Below are 20,892 nucleotides of genomic sequence, written 5' to 3' on the forward strand. Positions count from 1 at the left end.
ATATGGCAACGCAAAGTCACCACCAGAATGTCGATAAACAGTTCGGCGATCGTGCTGAGGCTTACCTCAGCAGCGCGGTGCATGCCAGCGGCGGCGATTTACAGCGTCTGAGCGAGCGATTGTCCGTGACACCTGAGGCGCGGGTGCTGGATCTGGGGTGCGGAGGAGGGCATGCCAGCTTTATCGCCGCGCAGCAGGTACGAGAAGTGGTGGCGTACGATCTCTCCGGTCAGATGCTGGACGTGGTAAAGAAAAGCGCTCAGGAGCGCGGATACGGCCATTTAACTACCCAGCAGGGCTATGCCGAGGCGTTGCCCTTTGCTGACGCCAGCTTTGATATTGTCATCAGCCGTTATTCAGCACATCACTGGCACGATGTGGGGCAGGCGCTGCGTGAAGTTAAACGAGTGCTGAAACCGGCGGGCAAAGTGATTTTTATGGATGTGAATGCGCCCGGCAATGCCGTGCTGGATATCTGGCTGCAGACGGTGGAAGCATTGCGCGATACTTCGCATGTGCGTGACTACCATCCGGGCGAATGGCTGACGATGTTTACCGAAGCCGGATTAGCCATCACCGGGGTTACTCAGGACCGCCTGCATCTTGAGTTCAGCAGCTGGATTGCGCGTATGCGCACCCCGGAAGCACTGGTGACAGCTATTCGCGCTTATCAGCAATCTGCTGCTGATGAAGTGCAGCGCTATTATCAGTTACAGCCGGATGGCAGCTTCAGCACCGATATTATCTTTATCGAAGCGGTTAAACCGTAAATCAGCGGCAAAAAAAGAGCCACTCCGCGGAGTGGCTCTTTTATTCGATAAGACGTAATCGGTATGCTTTAGCTATCTGGCGTGGCGCTATTATTCACAAACAACGTCAGCTTATCGCCGGGTTGAATGCTTTTTGCGTCACTTAGTACACTATTCCAGCGCATCACATCACTGGCATTGACGCCGTGACGTTTAGCGATACTGGCAAGGGAATCCCCTTTACGTACCTGATAGGTGATGCTGCTGTTACTGGCCAGCGCGGTACCTTTACCACCACTCACGCTGAGCGTCTGACCCGGTTTAATTTTTCCGCCACGCAGATTATTCGCGCTTTGCAAATCTTTTACCGAGACGCCAAGGCGTTTCGCGATACCGGATAAGGTGTCGCCGCTGCGCACTTTATAACCGCCTGCACTGCTGCTGTTTTTCGCCACCTCAGTGGGTTGAACTGCAGCGATATCACCTGTCGCCAGTGAGTTACGTAGCGTGGCAACATTCGACTTAGGCACCATTATGTAATGGGGACCGTTTGGCGCTGTTGTTCCGCGTTTGTAACCGGTATTAAAGCTCTTCAGCTTGGTCAGTGACATACCCGCCATTTCGGCAGCCTGTGTCAGTTCGATCTGCTGACCCACTTCGACACGCGCCAGGGCGCGGCTTTCGTTAGGGGTCGGCAGTCGAATACCGTAACGTTTGTTATGCTTAAGGATTTCGCCCAAAGCCAGCATTTTCGGCACATAGACCGTGGTTTCGCGTGGTAACGATAAATTCCAGAAGTCGGTCGGTTTCCCGCGCGCTTTATTCTGTTTTACCGCTTTCATGACGCGTCCTTCACCACTGTTATAGGCCGCAATGGTCAGTAACCAGTCGCCGTCAAACATGTCGTTAAGACGTTCCATCATATCCAGCGCAACCTTGGTAGATGCGACGATGTCACGTCGACCGTCATACCACTGGTTCTGTTTCAAACCATAATTACGCCCCGTAGCCGGGACAATCTGCCAGATGCCTGCGGCATTCGCGGCTGATGTCGCGTGGGGGTCAAAAGCGCTCTCCACTATGGGTAGTAGTACCAGTTCCATCGGCATTTTGCGTTGCTTAATCTGCTCGACTATCCAGTACATATACGGCTCTGCCCGTAATGTTACATCGTGGAGATAGCTCTTGTTCTTCAGGTACTTTTGTTTTTGTTCACGGATCCGGGAATTTTCCGGAACCTCCATCTTCAGCTCGTCGCTAATGAAATGCCAAAGATCCTGGTCTTGCGCGAGGCTGGTTCCATCATCCTGCCAGCGCGGAGACAACATCCGATCTGAGTACTTTCCATTTTCACCTTGACCTGCCGAAGACAGACTCTGTGCATGCTGGACCGGGGTGTTAGCATCATGCCTTGACGCCTGGCAACCCACCAGCAAGACCGAGGCGAGTATTATCGCTTTAGCCTTCATGTGTGTGTCAATAGTTTGCTTAAAAGACGAGCAATGATACGTGCTCGGTTTCAACAACACAACCACAAATGTCAAAAACGGTCTTTCAACTCGCGTAAACGGGCAAATGGTTGCCATGCTTGCTGTGGTGTACAATCGAATCCTATAACCCGTTGTAAATCAGTCTCATGCGTTCTTAAAAATAAATTAATCTTGCGCTCAAGGGCCAGTTTTGATGGCAAAGTAATGCGATTTTCAGCGCGTAACTCCTTAATTTGCAGGCAGTAGCGCGCAATTTCACTATCTTGCGGTAAGGTCGCTTGCGCAAACTTCAGATTAGATAATGTGTATTCATGGGCGCAGCAAATAAGGGTTTCGTCAGGTAGTTTGCTAAGCTTTTGAAAAGATTCGAACATCTGTTCTGGTGAGCCCTCAAAAAGCCGACCACAACCACCGGAAAACATAGTGTCGCCGCAAAAAAGGTAAGGCGAACTGTAATATGAGATATGTCCTAAAGTGTGTCCCGGGGTGAAAATAACGCTAAATTCGCAGCCCAAAATAGTGAAGCGATCGCCCTCGCTGACGATTTTCGTCGCCCCTTTATCTTGTGTCTCCTGCGGGCCATACACCACTAATTGTGGCCACTCTTCCAGCAGTTTTTTTACGCCGCCAACATGGTCATGGTGATGATGAGTGAGTAAAATCGCTACCGGTTGCCACTGATTTTGCTGCAGGGCCGCCATCACCGGCGCAGCTTCGCCCGGGTCAACAATCAGGCAGTGACCGCTGTCATCATTTAGCGTCCAGATGTAGTTATCCTGTAGTGCAGGAATGCTGGTAAGATTCATAGTCACCTCTCAGAAGGCCGTGAAGGAATGAAGATGGTAAAGCATGAAGCCCGCTAAAACACGCCAAATTCTAAATGCACCGAACTCCTGGGCGGACATGCCCTGGGGCGACTATTTTCGTGATGCGCTTTCACAACATCTGCAGCCGTGCCTCGGCAAGCTGTATGGCTTCCACCTGCTTAAAATTGGCAATCTTAGTGCGGAAATCGATACCGAAGCCTGCGCTATCTCACACCAGGTGAATGTCGGCCAGCAGGGGGAACGGCTACAGGTGATAGCCGATCCGATGTGTCTGCCGTTTGAATCCAAGTCCGTTGATGCCTGCCTGCTGGCGCATACGCTGGCATGGAGTGGCGACCCGCATCGCATTTTGCGCGAGGTGGACCGGGTATTGATTGATGATGGCTGGATGATTATCAGCGGCTTTAATCCGTTTAGCCTGCTGGGGATTGGCAAAGCGATCCCGGGATTACATCGTCGCGCGCCATGGAGCGGGCGGATGTTTAGCCAGATGCGATTGCTGGACTGGCTGAGCCTGCTGAATTATGAAGTGATGCACCGCACCCGTTTTCAGGTGGTGCCATGGAACCGGCAGGGCGGCAAAATGATCAGCACGCACTTACCGGCTTTAGGCTGCCTGAACATTGTAGTGGCACGTAAACGCACCTTCCCGCTGACCATGACGCCAGCGAAGAAGCAGGCTAATAAAGGACGACTGCGTCAGACGGTTAATGCCACCCGCCAGTTCCGCGATCAGGATTCCTGCTTATAGCCAATGTCATCAAAGGCCGGGCTGCCCGCTGCGCTGCGCGCCAGTTCGTCGCAGCGCTCGTTCTCCGGATGACCGGCGTGGCCTTTGACCCACTCCCATTTAATTTCATGGTGGCTTAAGGCGCTATCGAGCCGTTTCCACAGATCGACATTTTTTACCGGTTTTTTATCGGCGGTTTTCCAGCCACGCTTCTTCCAGTTATGGATCCAGCTGGTAATGCCCTGACGCACATACTGGCTGTCGGTACTGAGCGTTACGGTGCAGGGCTGGGTTAACGCTTCCAGCGCGACAATGGCCGCCATCATTTCCATACGGTTGTTGGTGGTCAGGTAATAACCGGCGCTAAAGGTTTTTTCATGCTGACCATAGCGCAGAATCGCGCCATAACCGCCGGGGCCTGGATTACCCAGGCAAGATCCGTCGGTGAAAATTTCTACCTGTTTACTCATCTCTGGTAAACTTCCCTCTGACAAAACGCCAAGTCTGACATAAACGAGCCCTATGAGCACAGCAATTACACGCCAGATCGTCCTCGATACCGAAACCACCGGTATGAACATGATAGGTGTCCATTACGAAGGTCACCGCATAATTGAGATTGGTGCCGTTGAGGTGGTTAACCGCCGCCTGACCGGTAACAATTTCCATATGTATCTGAAGCCGGACCGGCTGGTGGACCCGGAAGCTTTCGGCGTTCACGGTATCGCCGACGAGTTCCTGCAGGATAAGCCGTGCTTCAGCGATATCGCCGATGAGTTTATGGATTATATCCGCGGTGCTGAGCTGGTGATTCATAACGCGTCGTTTGATATCGGCTTTATGGATTACGAATTCAGCAAGCTGAACAGAGGCATTGCAAAGACCGATACCTTCTGCAAAGTCACTGACAGCCTGATGATGGCGCGTAAGATGTTCCCGGGTAAGCGCAACAGCCTTGATGCGCTCTGCTCACGTTACGATATTGATAACAGCAAACGTACGCTGCACGGCGCACTGCTCGATGCCGAGATCCTGGCGGATGTCTTCCTGCTGATGACCGGCGGCCAGACCTCGCTGTCATTTTCAGTGGAAGGGGAGCGTCGGGAAGCGGATGGCAGCCAGAGCATTCAGCGTATTACACGTCCGCAGTCAGCGCTGCGTGTGGTACAGGCCAGCGAGGAAGAAGTGCTGGCGCATGAACAGCGTCTGGATTTAGTGATGAAAAAAGGCGGCAGCTGTTTATGGCGGCCATAAGTGCCTTATAAATGAGCCAAAATCGTCCGTGATGCTGAAAAAGCAGGCAAACGCATTCTCCGCGCTTAAAAAGCGTTGACGGCAAATCTCGCTACGATTAATATGCGCCTCGTTCCCGACGGGGAACACAGCGCGGAGCGGTAGTTCAGTTGGTTAGAATACCTGCCTGTCACGCAGGGGGTCGCGGGTTCGAGCCCCGTCCGTTCCGCCAACATTCAGAAAGCCTGATTCAGTAATGAATCAGGCTTTCGTCGTTTTACTCCTTCTGCAACACCACTTTGCCAGCATAAACAGCCGCGGCGGAAGCTGCGCGCTCATGGCGTGCAATCCAGCGGTAAGCGCCGCCGCTTAAAAACGCGCCGATAAACCAGCTAAAGTTAGCCACCGCGTGCAGTGCAGGAATAAAGCTGATCACCAGCCCAATCGCTACCGCCGGCAACAGCGCCGCAATCGCTTTCGGGTTAAAGCCGCCGCGATACCAGTACTTGCCCTGCGGCGTGTCGTTAAACAGATCGTCTGTCGATACGGTGCCGCGTTTAATCAGATAGAAATCCACCAGCAGAATACCGAACAGCGGGCCGATAAAGGCGCCCAGTACATCCAGCGTATAGTGAATCAGCTCGGGTGACTGGAACAGGTTCCATGGCGTCAGCAGTACTGAACCCACCGCCGCAATCATGCCGCCGGTGCGGAAACTGATCTTCTGTGGGGAACAGTTGGAGAAGTCGAAGGCCGGTGACACAAAGTTCGCCACAATATTGATGCCGATAGTGGCGGTAATCATCGTCAGCAGACCAATCGCCACCGCCAGATCGTTGCCGACCATACTGACGGTTTCAATCGGGTCGGTAATCATCTTGCCAAACAGCGACTGGGTGCCGGAAACAATAACTACCGTCACTATTGAAAACAGCAGGAAGTTAAACGGCAGACCCCAGCGGTTGCCGCGGCGGATTTCGCCCATGCTTTTACCATAGCGTGAGAAGTCTCCAAAGTTGAGTAACGGGCCGGAGAAGTAGGACACCACCAGTGCGGTGGCGGTAATCATCTGCCAGCTCTGTTCTCCCGCGCTCATCTGCTTGCTCGCCAGGGTAAAAGAGATACCGTCGAAGCCGGTCTGGTAAACAATCCAGCCCGCCAGCGCCACCATCACGATATATACCGCCGGACCGGCCACATCGATAAAGCGTTTAATCGCGCTCATGCCGTGCCAGAACACCATCGCCTGCAACAACCACATAATGCCGAAGCAGATCCAGCCCAGCTGCGACAAACCCAGCCAGGATGACTGGGTCATTGGCGCCAGCGCTGGCCAGAACTTCAGGGTCACCAGCATCAGCGCGTTGGCGGCAAGGTAAGTCTGAATGCCATACCACGCAAAGGCGATCAGGCCGCGGATCACTGCCGGGATATTGGCGCCAAACACGCCAAACGCCTGACGGCAAATCACCGCATAAGGCACCCCGGCCATCTGGCTGGGTCTGGCCACCAGATTGGCGCAGATCTGTACAATACAAATCCCCACCAGCAGACAGAGCAACACCTGCCAGCTGGCCAGCCCGAGGGTAAAGAAGCTGGCGGCAACGACATAGCCTCCCATGCTGTGTACATCCGACATCCAGAACGAAAAGATGTTGTACCAGCTCCAGTTCTGGTCGCGGGTTGGCGCCAGATCTTCATTGCACAGTCGTGGACTGTAGTTGGCATTGGCTTCACTGGCCGACGCCGGGCTAACACTTTGACTATTTGGCATGAAACCTGCTCCTCTGAATGCACCGAATAACAAACTCTGTGCAGAGGGTATTGCAGGAACCAGGCCAGAAATGAGTTTTTGTATACAAAAGTTAAGTTTCATGTATACGATTCTTGTATGCAATGATGTTTACCGGAGTAGGTAATGAAGAGTGAAAATGGCCTGAAAACGGCTGCGGACCTGAACGATAAAGACGAGCCGATCTATCAGGCGCTGATGTCCGCGATTGTTGAACATCAGTTGCCACCCGGAAGTAAATTGCCTGAAGAGGCCCTTTCAGAGGTGTTTGGCGTCAGCCGTACCGGCATTCGTAAAGTGCTGCAACGCCTCGCGGCGGTGCAAATGGTCACTCTGACGCCCAAACGTGGTGCACAGGTGGCGACGCCGGGGGTTGAGGAAGCCCAGGATATTTTCCGCACCCGCGCATTAATTGAATGCGCCAACCTGCCTTTTGTGCTGGAACACTGCCAGCCACCGCATCTGGCGGCGCTGGAGAAGCTGGCGCGTCAGGAGCAGCAGGCTCATGAACAGCATAACGGTCCGGCGGCGATCCGACTGTCGGCGGCGTTTCATATTCAGCTACAGGCAATTTCCGGCAACCAGGTGCTGACCGAAATGGTCACACGCCTGACTCAGCGCTCATCGCTGGTGATTGCCGCCTGGGGCGCGCCATGGCAACAGGGTTGCCGCTGCAACGATCACGATCGTCTGATCTCCATGCTGCGTGAAAAAGCGCTGCAACCGCTGACTGACACCCTGCAGCAACATTTCGCGAATATTGTAGCCAGTCTGCACTTTGAACGCAGTGGCGAAACCCTGCCGGACTTTGCCCGCCTGTTTGGCTCGCTGGGGAGTGCGCAATGATTATTCAGGTGATTAATCCCAATACCAGCCTGGCGATGACGGAAACTATCGCCAGCGCAGCGCGTGCGGTGGCGGCAAATAGCACAGAAATCGTAGCGGTCTCACCTGCGCAGGGTGTACCGTCGATTGAAGGCCATTTTGATGAGGCGATTGCCGCCGTTGGCGTACTGGAGCAAATTAAGCTGGGACGTGAGCAGGGCGTCAGCGGTCATGTGATTGCCTGCTTTGGCGATCCGGGTTTGCTGGCGGCGCGTGAACTGGCGCAAGGGCCGGTAGTGGGCATCGCCGAAGCGGCGATGCATATGGCGACCCTGGTGGCGACGCGTTTTTCGATTGTCACCACCTTACCGCGCACCCTGATTATTGCGCGCCATCTGCTGCAGCAATATGGCTTTGAACATCACTGCGCCGCGCTGCATGCTATCGATTTACCGGTGCTGGCGCTGGAAGATGGCAGTGGTGTCGCGCAGGAGAAAGTGCGCGCGCGTTGTATACAAGCGAAGCGCGAAGATGGCAGCGGCGCCATTGTGCTGGGCTGTGGTGGGATGGCGACGCTGGCCAGAGAATTAACCCAGGAGCTTGGCCTGCCGGTTATCGACGGCGTAGGCGCTGCAGTGAAAATGGTGGAATCGCTGGTGGCGCTGGGTCTGTCAACCAGCAAGCATGGCGATCTTGATTACCCGATCCGAAAAACCATCACAGGTGCTTTTCACGGCCTAAACTGATCATTCGGCTCGACGACAGGAAACCTGATAATGACTGATGCCGTAGAAAAGAAAGAATATAGCTTTAATAAAAGCTATCCGCGTGACCTGCGTGGTTACGCTGGTAAGCCGCCGCATGCGGCATGGCCCGATGGCGCACAGATTGCCGTGCAGTTTGTGCTGAACTATGAGGAAGGCGCGGAGAATAACGTGCTGCACGGCGACGCCGGTTCGGAACAGTTTTTATCCGATATTATTGGCGCCGCCAGTTATCCTGAACGCCATATGTCGATGGATTCGCTGTATGAGTACGGTTCCCGTGCGGGATTCTGGCGGATTCATCAGGAGTTTCAGAAGCGCGATCTGCCGTTGACGGTATTTGGCGTGGCAATGGCGCTGGCGCGTCATCCGGAAATCGTCGCAGCGATTAAGCAGGCAGACTACGATGTGGTCAGTCACGGCTGGCGCTGGATCCACTATCAGGGAATGGACGCCAAAACTGAGCGTCAGCATATGCAGCAGGCGGTGGACGTGCTGGTGGATCTGTTTGGCAAAACGCCGACCGGCTGGTACACCGGGCGCGACAGTCCGAATACCCGTCGGCTGGTGGCGGAGCATGGCGCATTCACTTATGACAGTGACTACTACGGTGACGACCTGCCATTCTGGACGCAAGTGACCTGTCAGGATGGCACGGTAAAACCGCATCTGATCATTCCGTATACCTTAGAAACCAACGATATGCGTTTCGCCACGCCGCAGGGTTTTAACACTGCCGAGCAATTTTATACCTATCTGAAAGACAGCTTTGATGTGCTGTATGAAGAGGGCGAGACCTCACCGAAGATGATGTCGATTGGCATGCACTGTCGTCTGCTGGGACGCCCGGGGCGTTTTAAAGCGCTGCAGCGCTTTCTTGATTACGTGCAGCAGCATGACAAGGTGTGGATCTGTACCCGCCAGCAAATCGCCGAGCACTGGGTGGAGAAGCACCCGGCGCCTGAGGTTTAACACAGGGCGGCGAGAACGCCGCCCCTACAGATAATGCCAACTTTGTAGGGGCGGCGTTCTCGCCGCCCGCGCCAAAGATCTGGATGCTGATTGCCAGATAAACCGGAGCCGAAAACGACGCCCCTGCAATCTCAGCTCATTAAACTCACCTGTGCCGCCACAATCCGCCAGCCATCCGCCATCCGCACCCATGTCTGCTGCTGACGGCCCGTCTTCTCGCTGCCCTGACGGGTAAACTCGGTGCTGCATACCGCATAATCATCACCAAAAGTGGTGATCACCGTATTCTGCAACTGACGATCCAGCCCGACAGAAGGGCGCGCCGCACGGAATGCACGGATCGCTTCGATCCCATACAGATTCTCACCGGCGCCCAGCCGCACGGTGCGCGGGTTATGCCAGAACAGTTCGTCCAGCACTTCAGTATCATTGCCGGTCAGCGCTTTTTCGTAACGATAAAAGGCGCTGGTCACTTCGGCGATAATCGCCGGGCGATCGATATAGTCATTATTCATAGTCAAACTCCCATCCTGCTGGCTTGCGCCATTACCAGACCCTGCTGCTCCAGCGCGCGTGCGGCGCGTAAACAGTTCTCTTCTTTAAATGGCGCGGCAATCAATTGCAGGCCAATCGGCAGACCGCTGGTGGTTTGCAGCGGTACCGTGGTCACCGGCAGGCCAAGGAAAGAGATCGGCTGCGTCAGCATCCCCATACTGGCGCGGGTTGGCAGATCGACACCGTTAATATGAATCGTCTCCTGACCGATAGTGGTGGCGCTGCATGGCGTTGCCGGGGCAATCAGCACATCAAACTGATCAAACAGCGGTAATACCTGCTGCTGGAAATGGCGACGGAAGCGCTGGGCCTGCACATACCAGGCCGCCGGGATCATTGCCCCCGCCAGCAAGCGCTCGCGTGATAATGGCTCGAAACGCTCGGGGCTGGCGCGCAGCGCAGGTAAATAGTGGTTGCCGCCTTCGGAAGCGGTAATCAGGAATGCCGAAGAGCGGGCGATTTCAGCATCCGGCAGCAGTACTTCGTCATGGCCATTTAGCGCACGCGCCGCGCTGGCTACCGCGGCACGGGCATCCTCATTACACCAGGTCTGGAAATAGCCGCCGAGTACGCCGCAGCGTAATCCTTCCAGCCCCTTTTCCAGGCCGGGCAGCGTGGGGCGCAGCGCAATATCGGCCTGAAATGCATCCTGGCTGTCATGTCCCTGCAGTGCGTCATAGACCGCTGCCAGATCCGCGCTGCTGCGGGCAAAGGGACCGATATGATCGAGGCTGGCGACAAATGGATGGCTGCCGCTGCGCGACAGGCGGCCAAAGGTCGGTTTCAGACCAAGAATGCCGCACAGCGAAGCGGGCACGCGAATCGAACCATTGGTATCGGTGCCAAGTGAGAAATGCACCAGGCTGGCAGCCACCGCCGCCGCAGAACCACCAGAAGAACCACCGGCGATACGGCTCAGATCGCGTGGATTATGGGTGGCGCCATAATGGCTGTTTTCGGTGGTAAAACCATAGGCGTAAGCATCCATATTCAGCATGCCGGACAGCAGCGCACCGGATTTTGCCAGCTTATCCACTGCCCAGGCATCCTGATGCGCTGCCGGGCGATCGCTGAACAGACTGGCGCCGGCCAGCGTGCTGAAGCCCGCCACGTCGAACAGATTCTTTACCGCATAGGGCACTGCCGCCAGCGCTGGCAGTGGCTGCCCCTCACGGCGTAAACCGTCAAGGCGATCGGCTTCCTGCAACATGCGATCCCGCGTCACCCGGGTCCAGGCATTAATAGCCGGATTATGCACTTCAATTGCGCTGAGGGTCTGTTGGGCGATATCCCGTGCACTCAGCTCACCGGAGGTCAGTGCGGACTGCAATTCTGCAATCGAGAGGGCGGCAAGGTTCATGCTTTATACACTCCCGCTACTTCCAGACGATCGTCGAGCGGATAAGCCATCAGCGGCGCCGACATCGCGGCGATGCGGCTAAATTGCGTCAGCAGTTCAGCACGGCGCGCATCATCTAACTCCAGCGCCAGAACCTGCTCCATTTGCGCCACATACGCGGCCCAGTCAGGGGTATTACTCATCATATTCTCCTGTTAAAAACCGGCAGCGCTGCCGTTGCTGCGCGGATCGAACGCGCCTTCCAGCATGCCGTTGTTATGGCGCACAATCGCGCCCGCATGGCCGACGGCCTCGCTAAAATCAGGCAGCAGTTCTACTTCATGACCCAGTTCACGCAGGGTGGCGATGGTTTCCGCTGAAAAGCGGCCTTCCAGTTTCAGCGACTCAGAGGCCTGGCCCCAGGTACGGCCCAGCAGCCAGCGCGGCGCACTGACGGCCTGCTGCAGCGGCATCCCCTGTACCACATGGCGGGTAAACAGCGCTGCCTGGGTTTGCGGCTGACCATCGCCACCCATGGAGCCATACACCATGGTGCGGCCATCATTCAGACGCGCCGCCGCCGGATTCAGGGTATGGAACGGCTGTTTACCCGGCGCCAGCGCCAGCAGATGGTCGGGTTGCAGGCTAAAGGCCGCGCCGCGGTTCTGCCAGGTAATGCCGGTATCCGGCAATACCACGCCGCTGCCGAACTCATGGTAGATACTCTGGATAAACGACACCGCCAGCCCGCTGCTGTCCATCACTCCCATCCATACCGTATCGCCCGGTCCGCGCCCGCTGCCCCATGGCGCGGCTTTGGCGTCATCAATTTGCGCCGCCAGCGCCGCCAGACGATCGCTCTCCAGCAGGGACTGCATCTCTTCGCTGATATGCTGTGGATCGGTGATGTATTTATCACGCAGGCCAAACGCCAGCTTGGTGGCTTCGACAATCCGGTGCACGGTCTGCGCATCACTGGCTGCGGCCATATTTAAGTGATCGGTAATACCGAGGATCGCCAGCGATACTAATCCCTGGGTCGGCGGCGTCATATTGTAGATCTCACCCTGCTGGTGCGAGACGCGCAGCGGCGTGCGGCGCTTTGCCTGGTGATTTTGCAGATCTTCGAGGGTGATCGGCATACCCAGACGCGACATCTCCAGCGCCAGCTTGTGCGCCAGCGGGCCGCGATAGAAACTCTCCAGCCCGTCAATGGTCAGCGCCGTCAGGGTATTGGCCAGTTCCGGTTGGGTAAAACGGCTGCCAGTCCGCGGGGCTTCACCGCCGGGCAAAAAGTTGCGGGCAAAACCAGGCTGATTAACCAGCTCGCTATATTTACTGGCGGTGGCGGAGGCTTGCGACTCGGTGACCGGAATACCATCGGCGGCATAGCGAATGGCATCGCCCAGCAGGCGCGCCAGCGGTAGCTGCGCGCCGCCCAGTTCCGCCGAAATTTTCAGCGCTTCCGCCCAGCCGCTGACGGTACCGGCGACCGTCAGCGCGGCTTTCGGACCACGATGCGGAATACTCTGTTCGCCGCTGTAAAAATCAAAATGGGCCAGCGATCCGGCAGCGCCGCTGGCATCAATAGCAACAGGTTCACCTTGCGGCGGCATAATCAGCCAGAAGCCGTCGCCACCTAAGCCATTCATATGCGGATAAACTACCGCAATGGTGGCCGCAGCGGCGACCATCGCTTCAATTGCATTGCCGCCTTCGCGCAGCACGGCGAGGGCGCTTTCACTCGCCAGGTGGTGCGGCGCTACCGCCATACCCAGCGGCGCCATATTACTTTGAATCATCGCTTGCTCTTTTTTATCGGGTTACAGACCACAACAGTGAAGCAAGAGATGTTCCAGGTTGCCAGCGGATTGCGGATTTGCTGTCGCAACGATTGGCCCCGGAATAAATTGTGTTATGTTCAGTGAAACGAAAGTTACAAGAGATCGCCATGAAACAGCTTGATGAACGTTTAAGAAGCCATTACCCGCAGCTGTCGCCGCAGGAGCAGCGCATTGCTGACTTTGTCTTCGACCATTTCGACGATCTGATCAGCTATAACAGCGCCGAGCTGGCGCGGTTAAGCGGGGTATCGAAAGCTACGGTCAGCCGTTTATTTAAGCGCTTAGGCTATGAAAAATATAAAGATATGCGCGATGAACTGCGCACCCTGCGCCAGAGCGGCATGCCATTAACCGATAATCGTGATGCAGTGCAGGGCAATACCCTGCTGGCGCGCCACTACAAGCAGGAGATGGCCAATCTGACGCAGTGGGTGAACAGTGTTGACGCCACGCAGTTTGGCGAGATTATTCAGGCAATGACTCAGGGAAAACGCATATTTATCATTGGTATGCGTAACGCTTATCCGGTGGCCTTGCACCTGCGGCAGCAGCTGATGCAGGCGCGCGCGCAGGTGCATCTGCTGCCGCAACCCGGCCAGACGCTGGCGGAAGAGCTGGTGGATGTTACTCCGCAGGATGTAGTGGTGGTGGTGGCATTTCGCCGTCGTCCGCGCATTATCAGGCCGCTACTTCAGCAGCTTCAGCAGGACAACATCCCGGTTCTGCTGATCTGCGAGCCTCAGGCGCAGGGCGTTATTGCCTTGTCGCGCTGGCAGCTGTTTGCCTCGCTGGACAGCGTCTCCGCCTTTGACAGCTATGCCTCGGCAATGAGTGTCGTTAACCTGCTATCCAACGCGTTACTGCACGAATTATTATCGCAGGGGCGTCAGCGTATCCACCTGATTGCCGACCTCTATCAGCACCTCGACGAGCTGGAGCAACGCTAACGGGGCACCATTCTGGTGCTTTGCCTCTTTTTGAGGCAGTGCGCTGTCGCTGATTTCTTCTCTCTTCCCCCATCCCAGCCTTATAAAATCTGCCACTTAGAAAATTTAAGCGGCAGATTTCTCCCTGGCACATTAGTTGCAGAATGCATTTAACAAGAATCTTTTGTTTCATGATTAACTAACCGGGGTATGATGATGAAAAAGGCATTAATGGCGGTAATGGGTGCGGCGCTGATGTTATCTCAGGTGACAACCGCAATGGCCGATCAGCTACAGGATATTCAGAAACGTGGCGTGATCCGTATCGCTGTGCCGCAGGACTTCCCGCCATTCGGTTCAGTAGGCACCGACCTGCAACCACAGGGTTATGATATCGATATGGCCCGATACCTCGCAAAACAGATGAAACTAAAGTTACAGCTGGTGCCGGTGACCAGTGCTAACCGTGTGCCTTATCTGCAAACTGACAAAGTCGATCTGGTGATCTCCAGCATGGGTAAAAATGCCGAGCGCGAAAAAGTGATCGATTTCAGTCGTGCTTATGCGCCGTTCTTCCTTGGCGTATTTGGCCCGAAAGATGTGGCGCTGAAAGATGCTGCTGAACTGAGCGGCAAGTCGATTGGGGTTACCCGTGGTGCGGTCGAAGATATGGTGTTAAGCGACGTGGCGCCGAAAGAGGCGCAGGTGAAACGTTATGAAGATAACAACACCACGCTGTCCGCTTATCTTTCTGGTCAGGTGCAGTATGTGGCGACCGGTAACCTGGTAGTGGCGGCGATTGCGCGTCAGAACCCGGCAAAAGCGCCGGTGGCCAAATTTATGCTGAAAGACTCGCCGTGCTTTATCGGCCTGCGTAAAAACGAGCCAGCGCTGAAAGCGCAGGTGGACGCGCTGATTGAGCAGGCGATCAAAGATAAAACCCTGAACGGTATGTCGGAAGAGTGGCTGAAAGCACCACTGCCAGCAGATTTAGGCGCGTAAGGACAGACCATGATCGGACAACTTAATTTTGCCGCGCTGTGGCCTCACTGGCCGGAACTGCTGTCCGGTCTGTGGGTGACCATCCAGCTTACCGTGGTTGCCACTCTTGGTGGCGTGGGGCTGGGTATTTTTGGCGCAGCATTGCGCAGCGGTAAGCCCTCATGGCTGAGCCGCATCTGGGGCGGCTATGTTGAGCTGATTCGCAATACCCCCTTTGTGGTGCAACTGTTTTTTATCGTCTTTGGCCTGCCGAATATGGGCATGAAACTGACAGCCGGTGAAGCCGCGCTGCTGGCGATGCTGATTAACCTCGGCGCTTACAGTACTGAGATTATTCGCGCCGGCATTCAGGTCACACCACGCGGACAGTGGGAAGCGGGACGGGTGCTGGGTCTGACCCGCGCGCAAACCTTTATTCGCGTGGTGCTGCCGCCATCACTAAAACGTATTTATCCGGCGCTGGTCAGTCAGTGCATTATTGTGATGCTTGGCTCATCGGTGGTGTCGCAGGTCTCTTATGAAGAGCTGACCTTTGCCGCCAACCTGATTCAGTCGCGCACTTTTTTAAGCTTTGAAGTCTATCTGGTCACCACTCTGATGTATCTGGCGCTGTCAGTTGCCATGCGTCAGCTGTTACTGGCCGCCGGGCGTAAATGGTTTGGAGAGCAGCCATGATGACCACTTTTACTGACTGGGACATCCTGCGTAATCTGCTGCTGGCGGCGCGCTGGACGCTGCTGCTGTCGCTGACCGCCTTTATTGGCGGCACGCTGGTGACTCTGCCCTTGCTGCTGCTGCGTCTGAGCGGTGGCCGCTGGCCGCTGCGCTTTATTCGCGCTTACGTCGAACTGTTTCAGGGCACGCCGCTGCTGATGCAGCTGTTCCTCGCCTTTTTTGGCGTCGCGCTGTTTGGCATTGATGTCACGCCGTGGACCGCGGCGTCGCTGGCGCTGACGCTGTATACCAGCGCTTTTCTGCTGGATATCTGGTTCGGCAGTATTAAAGCGCTGCCAAAAGGGCAGTGGGAAGCGTCCCGCTGTCTGGGACTGAGTTTTGGCCAGACTCTGTTTCGCGTGGTCGCGCCGCAGGCGGTGCGTATCGGTATCGCCCCTACCGTGGGCTTTGCGGTGCAGGTGATTAAAGGCACTGCGCTGGCGTCGATTATCGGCTTTATCGAGCTGACCAAAGCCGGAACTATACTGAATAACGTAACTTATCAGCCATTTAAGGTCTTCGGGTTGGTGGCGCTGGGCTACTTCCTGATGTGTTATCCGCTGTCCCGCTACAGCCAATATCTGGAGAAGAAATTCAATGCCGCTCATCACCATTAATCAGGTACAGAAATATTACGGCGAAAACCATGTGCTGAAAGGCGTCGATCTCGATGTCGATATGGGTGAAGTGATCTCGATTATCGGCCGTAGTGGCTCCGGCAAAAGTACCTTGCTGCGCTGTATGAACGGACTGGAAGGCTATCAGGAAGGCAGCATCAAGCTGGGCGGCGTCACCATTACCGATCGCGATTCGCAGGCGCGCGATATCAGCCGCTCGATCGGCATGGTGTTCCAGAGTTTTAACCTGTTCCCGCATATGACCGCGCTGGAAAACGTGATGCTGGCGCCGCGTCGGGTGCTGAAAAAGAAAGAGAGTGAATGCCGTCAGCTGGCGGCGCAGATGCTGGAGAAAGTCGGCCTCGGCGACCGCATGGATTACTATCCGGCGAATCTCTCCGGCGGACAACAGCAGCGCGTGGCGATTGCCCGTGCGCTGGCGATGTCACCGAAAGTACTGCTGTGTGATGAGATCACCTCAGCGCTCGATCCGGAGCTGGTGGGCGAAGTGCTGAAAGTGCTTGAGCAGCTGGCGAAAGAGGGTATGACGCTGATTCTGGTGACCCACGAAATGAACTTTGCCCGTGAAGTTGGCGACCGCGTGGTGTTTATGCATCAGGGACGGGTATGGGAGCAGGGCGACAGCCGCACCGTATTTGCCGATCCGCAGACGCCAGAGCTGAAACAGTTTATCTCCTCGGTGCGCGGCCTTAATTAAGCATCGGAATGTCGAATAAAGGAATCTAAGATGGATATCACGCACTACCCACAAATTAATCCGCCACAACGTCTGCTGATGGGACCAGGACCGATCAATGCGGATCCGCGTGTGCTGCGCGCCATGTCGAGCCAGCTGCTCGGTCAGTACGATCCGGCGATGACCCACTATATGAATGAGGTGATGGAGCTGTATCGCGCGGTATTCCGCACCGAAAACCGCTGGACGATGCTGATCGACGGCACCTCGCGCGCCGGTATTGAAGCGATCCTGCTGTCGGCGATCCGTCCGGGCGATAAAGTGCTGGTGCCGGTGTTTGGCCGTTTTGGTCATCTGTTATGTGAAATTGCCCGCCGCTGCCGCGCCGAAGTCCACACCATTGAAGTGCCGTGGGGCGAGGTCTTTACCCCGGATCAGATTGAAGATGCGATTAAAAAGGTGCGTCCGCGCCTGCTGCTGACGGTGCAGGGCGATACCTCTACCACCATGCTGCAACCGCTGGCGGAGCTGGGCGCGATCTGCCGTAAATATGATGTGCTGTTCTATACCGATGCCACGGCTTCTTTCGGCGGTAACCCGCTGGAAACCGACGCCTGGGGACTGGATGCGGTTTCCGCCGGGATGCAGAAGTGCCTTGGCGGGCCATCCGGCACCTCGCCGATCACCCTCAGCCCGCAGATGGAAGCGGTGATCCGTAAACGCAAATGCGTGGAAGAGGGGATCCGCACCGCCGCCCATCAGGATGGCGATGATGAGATGATCTACTCCAACTACTTTGATCTCGGCATGATCATGGATTACTGGGGACCGGAGCGCCTGAACCACCATACCGAAGCCACCAGCGCGCTGTTTGGCGCCCGCGAGTGCGCGCGTCTGATCCTGCAGGAAGGTCTGGATAACGGCATCGCCCGCCATAAGCTACATGGCGCAGCGATGCTGGCCGGTATTCAGGGGATGGGGCTGGAAACCTTTGGCGATCTGCAGCACAAGATGAATAACGTGCTGGGCGTGGTGATCCCGCAAGGGGTGAATGGCGATCTGGCGCGCAAACTGATGCTGGAAGATTTCGGCATTGAAATTGGCACCTCCTTTGGTCCGCTGATTGGCAAAGTGTGGCGCATCGGCACCATGGGCTATAACGCGCGCAAAGATTGCGTGCTGCAAACCCTCGCTGCGCTGGAAGCGGTACTGAACCATCTCGGCTTTAAAACCACGCAAGGCGCGGCGATGCAGGCGGCATGGGATCTGTACAGCAACGGGAGTCGCTAATGAGTGGCTGTCTGATGAACGCAACCGAAGCTGAACTGGCTGCTGCCCGGGTCATGGCGCGCTGTGACGCGCTGGCGGAAATCAGCGAAACCGGCGATAAGCTGACGCGCGTTTATCTGTCACCAGAACATATGCGCGCCAATACACGCGTAGGCGAGTGGATGGCGGCGGCTGGCATGCAGGTGTGGCAGGACAGTGTCGGTAATATTTGTGGACGCTATGAAGGCGCGGTAGCGAATGCGCCGGCGCTGCTGCTGGGGTCGCATCTGGATACGGTGCGTAATGCCGGTCGTTACGACGGTATGCTTGGCGTACTGACCGCTATCGAAACCGTGCAATATCTGCATCAGCACCAGCTGCGACTGCCGCTGGCGATTGAGATTATCGGCTTTGGCGACGAAGAGGGCACGCGCTTTGGCATTACCCTGCTGGGCAGTCGCGGCATCACCGGCAGCTGGCCGGAGAGCTGGGTGACGCACCCGGACGGAAACAGCATTACCGTGGCTGAAGCGATGGCCGATGTCGGCCTTGATGCCAGCAAAATTGGTCAGGCGGCGCGTCAGGTCAGCGATATCGTTGCTTACCTTGAGCTGCATATTGAGCAGGGTCCTTGTCTTGAGCAAGAGCAACTGGCGCTGGGGGTGGTGACCGCGATTAACGGCGCACGACGGCTTAACTGTCGTTTTGTCGGCGAAGCGGGGCATGCCGGCACCGTGCCGATGAGTCATCGCAAAGATGCGCTGGCCGCCGCCGCCGAATGGATGGTGTATATCGAACACAGTACGCCACAGCATGATGCGCAGCTGGTGGCCACCGTCGGCACTCTGCAATGCGCGCCCGGTGCGGTAAATGTTATTCCGGGTGAAGTGGATTTGACGCTCGATGTGCGTGGACCGCAAGATCAGCCGCTGGCGGCGCTGCTTTCCGAATTGCTGACCCAGGCAGAAGCCATCGCGTTGCGCCGTGGGCTGATCTTTAGCGCTGACGAGTATTACCATATTGGCGCGACGCGCTGTGACGACCGGTTGCAGGAGGCATTAAGCCAGGCGGTAACGCAGGTGCAGGGGCGCGCTCTGTCGCTGCCAAGCGGCGCCGGGCATGATGCGATTGCTATTGCCGAGCGCTGGCCGGTCGGGATGCTGTTTGTGCGTTGTGACCGCGGTATCAGCCACCATCCTGCCGAATCGGTAATGACAAACGATGTCGCCAAAGCGATACAGGCATACCTGTTAGCGGTAGTGAATATCGCCAAATCGTAGGGGCGGCGTTCAGACGGGAGCCGAAAACGGCTTCCCTACAGTGTTCCAGATATCCTGACGTAGGGGCGGCGTTCTCGCCGCCCGTGCCAATAATTTGCACGGGAATTAAAGATGACGCCTGAACAGTTCAATCAACTCAGCGATGCCGAAGCACGTCACGCCATTGCGCATTGTGTGGCGTTGCCGGGCTGGTGCAGCGAGCTGGCGGCGGCGCGTCCTTATGCTTCCCTTGATACGCTGTTGCAGCATGCGGCCGGGGTTGCCAGCCACTGGGATGGCGACGATCTTGCGCAGGCGCTCTCCGCGCATCCGCGCATTGGCGAACGGGCTGCGGGAGCGGGCAAAGAGGCGGCGTTGTCGCGTCAGGAGCAGTCGGCGGTCAGCGACGATAATCAGCTGCTGAAACAGGCGTTGCACAGCGGTAATCAGCAGTATGAACAGCGCTTTGGCCGGGTATTTCTGATTCGCGCCAAAGGGCGTAGCGGTGAAGAGATGCTGGCTGAACTTCAGCGTCGGCTGGCTAATGATCCACAACAGGAGCTGCAGGAAGCGCTAACCCAACTGCGTGAAATTACCCTGCTGCGTCTTCAGGAGAGTTTTCAATGAGCACCATTACCACTCACGTACTGGATACGGCGCTGGGAACACCGGCTAAAGGCGTTGTGATTGCGCTGGAGCAGGACAGTTCTGCTGGCTGGCTGCCGGTCAGTAAAGGCCAGACCGACAGCGATGGCCGCATCAGAGACTTCACCCTTGAACCACTCACGCCGGGACACTATCGGCTGACGGCGGAGATTGGCGCTTACTTTGCCGCCAGCGAACGTGACACGCTCTATGTGACCGCGCAGATCGATTTCACGATCCCGGCCACCGGCAGTCACTATCATTTGCCGTTTCTGATCTCACCCTGGTCGTGGTCGACCTATCGCGGTTCCTGAGCAACACCTCAGCGGGGCGGTTTTTGCGCCGCTCACATTGATTAAATAAAACGATAATTAGAATGGCTCGTTTTAAAAAAAGTGCTAATTAATTCTTATTTAATTACGCCTTCTGATGGCAGAATCCTCTTTATTTCCCCCCGTTATCTTGTGTTATTACTGCTTTTTTGGGCGGTCATTTTCTGTTTTTGCTGAAAAAACAAGGCGATTATTTTTATTCTGACTTATGAGACTTAACGCTAATAGCGGCAGACGTTGGCATTGATCTATGTGAATTTATTGGCATAATTGCCCGACATCCAAAGATACTGGGTCAGCATCAGGGAAAT

Annotated in this window: 23 protein-coding genes and 1 tRNA gene; 16 read left to right on the forward strand and 8 right to left on the reverse strand. The window is 56.0% G+C overall.

Translation table 11 applies throughout. The features are described from left to right. Nucleotides 1-2: 2 nt before the first annotated feature. Nucleotides 3-770, forward strand: a complete 768-nt coding sequence (locus J2125_RS15890) for a class I SAM-dependent methyltransferase (RefSeq protein WP_017800619.1) — start codon at nucleotides 3-5, stop codon at nucleotides 768-770. Nucleotides 771-838: 68 nt separating this feature from the next. On the opposite strand, the gene mltD is transcribed toward J2125_RS15890, so the two are convergent. Together mltD and gloB are read right to left on the reverse strand one after the other, a co-directional pair. Continuing rightward, nucleotides 839-2,218 carry a murein transglycosylase D gene (mltD, locus tag J2125_RS15895; RefSeq protein WP_026111634.1) on the reverse strand — a complete coding sequence of 460 codons (1,380 nt, stop codon included), beginning with the start codon at nucleotides 2,216-2,218 and terminating at the stop codon, nucleotides 839-841. Between the two features lie 71 nt (nucleotides 2,219-2,289). Beyond that, entirely contained in the window at nucleotides 2,290-3,045 is a 756-nt protein-coding gene (gene gloB, locus J2125_RS15900) for a hydroxyacylglutathione hydrolase (RefSeq protein WP_017800621.1), read from the reverse strand. 43 nt (nucleotides 3,046-3,088) lie between these two features. Between gloB and J2125_RS15905 the strand changes: the two genes are divergently transcribed. After that, nucleotides 3,089-3,817 carry a class I SAM-dependent methyltransferase gene (locus tag J2125_RS15905; protein ID WP_017800622.1) on the forward strand — a complete coding sequence of 243 codons (729 nt, stop codon included), beginning with the start codon at nucleotides 3,089-3,091 and terminating at the stop codon, nucleotides 3,815-3,817. Here J2125_RS15905 and rnhA read toward each other — a convergent pair. Then, complete coding sequence (gene rnhA / locus J2125_RS15910; RefSeq protein ID WP_026111635.1) at nucleotides 3,799-4,365, reverse strand: ribonuclease HI; 567 nt, start codon at nucleotides 4,363-4,365, stop codon at nucleotides 3,799-3,801. The two genes, J2125_RS15905 and rnhA, sit on opposite strands and share 19 nt — an antisense overlap. Here rnhA and dnaQ point away from each other — a divergent pair. Beyond that, nucleotides 4,319-5,050 (forward strand): DNA polymerase III subunit epsilon, encoded by a 732-nt coding sequence (gene dnaQ / locus J2125_RS15915; protein ID WP_017800624.1) that lies wholly within the window; start codon nucleotides 4,319-4,321, stop codon nucleotides 5,048-5,050. The genes rnhA and dnaQ overlap by 47 nt on opposite strands. Before the next feature lie 134 nt (nucleotides 5,051-5,184). Then, nucleotides 5,185-5,261: transfer RNA gene (locus tag J2125_RS15920), tRNA-Asp, on the forward strand. A 45-nt stretch (nucleotides 5,262-5,306) separates the two neighbouring features. Here the strand turns inward: J2125_RS15920 and J2125_RS15925 are convergent. Continuing rightward, on the reverse strand, nucleotides 5,307-6,803 hold the full coding sequence (locus J2125_RS15925; RefSeq protein ID WP_017800711.1) for an NCS1 family nucleobase:cation symporter-1: 1,497 nt from the start codon (nucleotides 6,801-6,803) through the stop codon (nucleotides 5,307-5,309). A 144-nt stretch (nucleotides 6,804-6,947) separates the two neighbouring features. Here J2125_RS15925 and J2125_RS15930 point away from each other — a divergent pair, with 144 nt between their 5' ends. Genes J2125_RS15930 through puuE form a run of 3 tightly spaced genes read left to right on the forward strand, consistent with a single transcriptional unit; the run spans nucleotide 6,948 to nucleotide 9,382 of the window. Continuing rightward, the gene (locus tag J2125_RS15930; RefSeq protein ID WP_017800712.1) at nucleotides 6,948-7,667 is read left to right on the forward strand and encodes a GntR family transcriptional regulator; all 720 of its coding nucleotides are present in this window, start codon (nucleotides 6,948-6,950) and stop codon (nucleotides 7,665-7,667) included. Further along, nucleotides 7,664-8,392: an allantoin racemase gene (gene hpxA, locus J2125_RS15935; protein WP_017800713.1), complete on the forward strand. Its 729-nt coding sequence runs from the start codon at nucleotides 7,664-7,666 to the stop codon at nucleotides 8,390-8,392. Before J2125_RS15930 ends, hpxA begins: the two co-directional genes overlap by 4 nt. A gap of 30 nt (nucleotides 8,393-8,422) precedes the next feature. After that, nucleotides 8,423-9,382 (forward strand): allantoinase PuuE, encoded by a 960-nt coding sequence (gene puuE, locus J2125_RS15940; RefSeq protein ID WP_017800714.1) that lies wholly within the window; start codon nucleotides 8,423-8,425, stop codon nucleotides 9,380-9,382. 131 nt (nucleotides 9,383-9,513) lie between these two features. On the opposite strand, the gene hpxZ is transcribed toward puuE, so the two are convergent. Genes hpxZ through J2125_RS15960 form a run of 4 tightly spaced genes read right to left on the reverse strand, consistent with a single transcriptional unit; the run spans nucleotide 9,514 to nucleotide 13,078 of the window. After that, complete coding sequence (gene hpxZ, locus J2125_RS15945) at nucleotides 9,514-9,897, reverse strand: oxalurate catabolism protein HpxZ (protein ID WP_017800715.1); 384 nt, start codon at nucleotides 9,895-9,897, stop codon at nucleotides 9,514-9,516. A gap of 2 nt (nucleotides 9,898-9,899) precedes the next feature. After that, nucleotides 9,900-11,297: an AtzE family amidohydrolase gene (locus tag J2125_RS15950; RefSeq protein ID WP_017800716.1), complete on the reverse strand. Its 1,398-nt coding sequence runs from the start codon at nucleotides 11,295-11,297 to the stop codon at nucleotides 9,900-9,902. Further along, on the reverse strand, nucleotides 11,294-11,482 hold the full coding sequence (gene hpxX / locus J2125_RS15955; RefSeq protein WP_026111645.1) for an oxalurate catabolism protein HpxX: 189 nt from the start codon (nucleotides 11,480-11,482) through the stop codon (nucleotides 11,294-11,296). The genes J2125_RS15950 and hpxX overlap by 4 nt, the downstream gene beginning before the upstream one ends. Before the next feature lie 9 nt (nucleotides 11,483-11,491). After that, nucleotides 11,492-13,078, reverse strand: coding sequence for a gamma-glutamyltransferase family protein (locus J2125_RS15960; protein WP_017800718.1), 1,587 nt, complete (start codon nucleotides 13,076-13,078; stop codon nucleotides 11,492-11,494). Nucleotides 13,079-13,227: 149 nt separating this feature from the next. Here J2125_RS15960 and hpxU point away from each other — a divergent pair, with 149 nt between their 5' ends. The 9 genes from hpxU (at nucleotide 13,228) to uraH (ending at nucleotide 20,563) form a co-directional block, all read left to right on the forward strand. Beyond that, on the forward strand, nucleotides 13,228-14,067 hold the full coding sequence (gene hpxU / locus J2125_RS15965) for a MurR/RpiR family transcriptional regulator HpxU (RefSeq protein ID WP_017800719.1): 840 nt from the start codon (nucleotides 13,228-13,230) through the stop codon (nucleotides 14,065-14,067). Between the two features lie 195 nt (nucleotides 14,068-14,262). Beyond that, nucleotides 14,263-15,048, forward strand: a complete 786-nt coding sequence (locus J2125_RS15970; protein ID WP_017800720.1) for a transporter substrate-binding domain-containing protein — start codon at nucleotides 14,263-14,265, stop codon at nucleotides 15,046-15,048. A gap of 9 nt (nucleotides 15,049-15,057) precedes the next feature. Continuing rightward, nucleotides 15,058-15,723 carry an amino acid ABC transporter permease gene (locus J2125_RS15975; protein WP_017800721.1) on the forward strand — a complete coding sequence of 222 codons (666 nt, stop codon included), beginning with the start codon at nucleotides 15,058-15,060 and terminating at the stop codon, nucleotides 15,721-15,723. Then, nucleotides 15,720-16,379 (forward strand): amino acid ABC transporter permease, encoded by a 660-nt coding sequence (locus J2125_RS15980; RefSeq protein WP_198510883.1) that lies wholly within the window; start codon nucleotides 15,720-15,722, stop codon nucleotides 16,377-16,379. The genes J2125_RS15975 and J2125_RS15980 overlap by 4 nt, the downstream gene beginning before the upstream one ends. Beyond that, the gene (locus J2125_RS15985; RefSeq protein ID WP_017800723.1) at nucleotides 16,360-17,097 is read left to right on the forward strand and encodes an amino acid ABC transporter ATP-binding protein; all 738 of its coding nucleotides are present in this window, start codon (nucleotides 16,360-16,362) and stop codon (nucleotides 17,095-17,097) included. The genes J2125_RS15980 and J2125_RS15985 overlap by 20 nt, the downstream gene beginning before the upstream one ends. Nucleotides 17,098-17,127: 30 nt before the next feature. After that, nucleotides 17,128-18,366, forward strand: a complete 1,239-nt coding sequence (locus tag J2125_RS15990; protein ID WP_017800724.1) for a pyridoxal-phosphate-dependent aminotransferase family protein — start codon at nucleotides 17,128-17,130, stop codon at nucleotides 18,364-18,366. Then, entirely contained in the window at nucleotides 18,366-19,625 is a 1,260-nt protein-coding gene (hpxK, locus tag J2125_RS15995) for an allantoate amidohydrolase (RefSeq protein ID WP_017800725.1), read from the forward strand. Before J2125_RS15990 ends, hpxK begins: the two co-directional genes overlap by 1 nt. Nucleotides 19,626-19,736: 111 nt before the next feature. Next, entirely contained in the window at nucleotides 19,737-20,231 is a 495-nt protein-coding gene (uraD, locus tag J2125_RS16000; RefSeq protein ID WP_017800726.1) for a 2-oxo-4-hydroxy-4-carboxy-5-ureidoimidazoline decarboxylase, read from the forward strand. Beyond that, on the forward strand, nucleotides 20,228-20,563 hold the full coding sequence (gene uraH, locus J2125_RS16005; RefSeq protein WP_017800727.1) for a hydroxyisourate hydrolase: 336 nt from the start codon (nucleotides 20,228-20,230) through the stop codon (nucleotides 20,561-20,563). Before uraD ends, uraH begins: the two co-directional genes overlap by 4 nt. Nucleotides 20,564-20,892 lie beyond the last annotated feature (329 nt).

Source organism: Winslowiella toletana, assembly GCF_017875465.1.
GTDB lineage: Bacteria > Pseudomonadota > Gammaproteobacteria > Enterobacterales > Enterobacteriaceae > Erwinia > Erwinia toletana.

Excerpts from the sequence above, each read along its gene's own strand:
- hpxA (WP_017800713.1), top strand. The coding sequence starts at position 7,664 with ATGATTATTCAGGTGATTAATCCCAATACCAGCCTGGCGATGACGGAA.
- J2125_RS15980 (WP_198510883.1), top strand. The coding sequence starts at position 15,720 with ATGATGACCACTTTTACTGACTGGGACATCCTGCGTAATCTGCTGCTG.
- gloB (WP_017800621.1), bottom strand. The coding sequence starts at position 3,045 with ATGAATCTTACCAGCATTCCTGCACTACAGGATAACTACATCTGGACG.
- dnaQ (WP_017800624.1), top strand. The coding sequence starts at position 4,319 with ATGAGCACAGCAATTACACGCCAGATCGTCCTCGATACCGAAACCACC.
- hpxZ (WP_017800715.1), bottom strand. The coding sequence starts at position 9,897 with ATGAATAATGACTATATCGATCGCCCGGCGATTATCGCCGAAGTGACC.
- J2125_RS15890 (WP_017800619.1), top strand. The coding sequence starts at position 3 with ATGGCAACGCAAAGTCACCACCAGAATGTCGATAAACAGTTCGGCGAT.
- mltD (WP_026111634.1), bottom strand. The coding sequence starts at position 2,218 with ATGAAGGCTAAAGCGATAATACTCGCCTCGGTCTTGCTGGTGGGTTGC.
- hpxU (WP_017800719.1), top strand. The coding sequence starts at position 13,228 with ATGAAACAGCTTGATGAACGTTTAAGAAGCCATTACCCGCAGCTGTCG.
- puuE (WP_017800714.1), top strand. The coding sequence starts at position 8,423 with ATGACTGATGCCGTAGAAAAGAAAGAATATAGCTTTAATAAAAGCTAT.
- J2125_RS15905 (WP_017800622.1), top strand. The coding sequence starts at position 3,089 with ATGAAGCCCGCTAAAACACGCCAAATTCTAAATGCACCGAACTCCTGG.
- uraD (WP_017800726.1), top strand. The coding sequence starts at position 19,737 with ATGACGCCTGAACAGTTCAATCAACTCAGCGATGCCGAAGCACGTCAC.
- uraH (WP_017800727.1), top strand. The coding sequence starts at position 20,228 with ATGAGCACCATTACCACTCACGTACTGGATACGGCGCTGGGAACACCG.
- hpxK (WP_017800725.1), top strand. The coding sequence starts at position 18,366 with ATGAGTGGCTGTCTGATGAACGCAACCGAAGCTGAACTGGCTGCTGCC.
- J2125_RS15985 (WP_017800723.1), top strand. The coding sequence starts at position 16,360 with ATGCCGCTCATCACCATTAATCAGGTACAGAAATATTACGGCGAAAAC.
- J2125_RS15990 (WP_017800724.1), top strand. The coding sequence starts at position 17,128 with ATGGATATCACGCACTACCCACAAATTAATCCGCCACAACGTCTGCTG.
- J2125_RS15960 (WP_017800718.1), bottom strand. The coding sequence starts at position 13,078 with ATGATTCAAAGTAATATGGCGCCGCTGGGTATGGCGGTAGCGCCGCAC.
- J2125_RS15925 (WP_017800711.1), bottom strand. The coding sequence starts at position 6,803 with ATGCCAAATAGTCAAAGTGTTAGCCCGGCGTCGGCCAGTGAAGCCAAT.
- J2125_RS15950 (WP_017800716.1), bottom strand. The coding sequence starts at position 11,297 with ATGAACCTTGCCGCCCTCTCGATTGCAGAATTGCAGTCCGCACTGACC.
- hpxX (WP_026111645.1), bottom strand. The coding sequence starts at position 11,482 with ATGATGAGTAATACCCCTGACTGGGCCGCGTATGTGGCGCAAATGGAG.
- J2125_RS15930 (WP_017800712.1), top strand. The coding sequence starts at position 6,948 with ATGAAGAGTGAAAATGGCCTGAAAACGGCTGCGGACCTGAACGATAAA.
- J2125_RS15970 (WP_017800720.1), top strand. The coding sequence starts at position 14,263 with ATGAAAAAGGCATTAATGGCGGTAATGGGTGCGGCGCTGATGTTATCT.
- J2125_RS15975 (WP_017800721.1), top strand. The coding sequence starts at position 15,058 with ATGATCGGACAACTTAATTTTGCCGCGCTGTGGCCTCACTGGCCGGAA.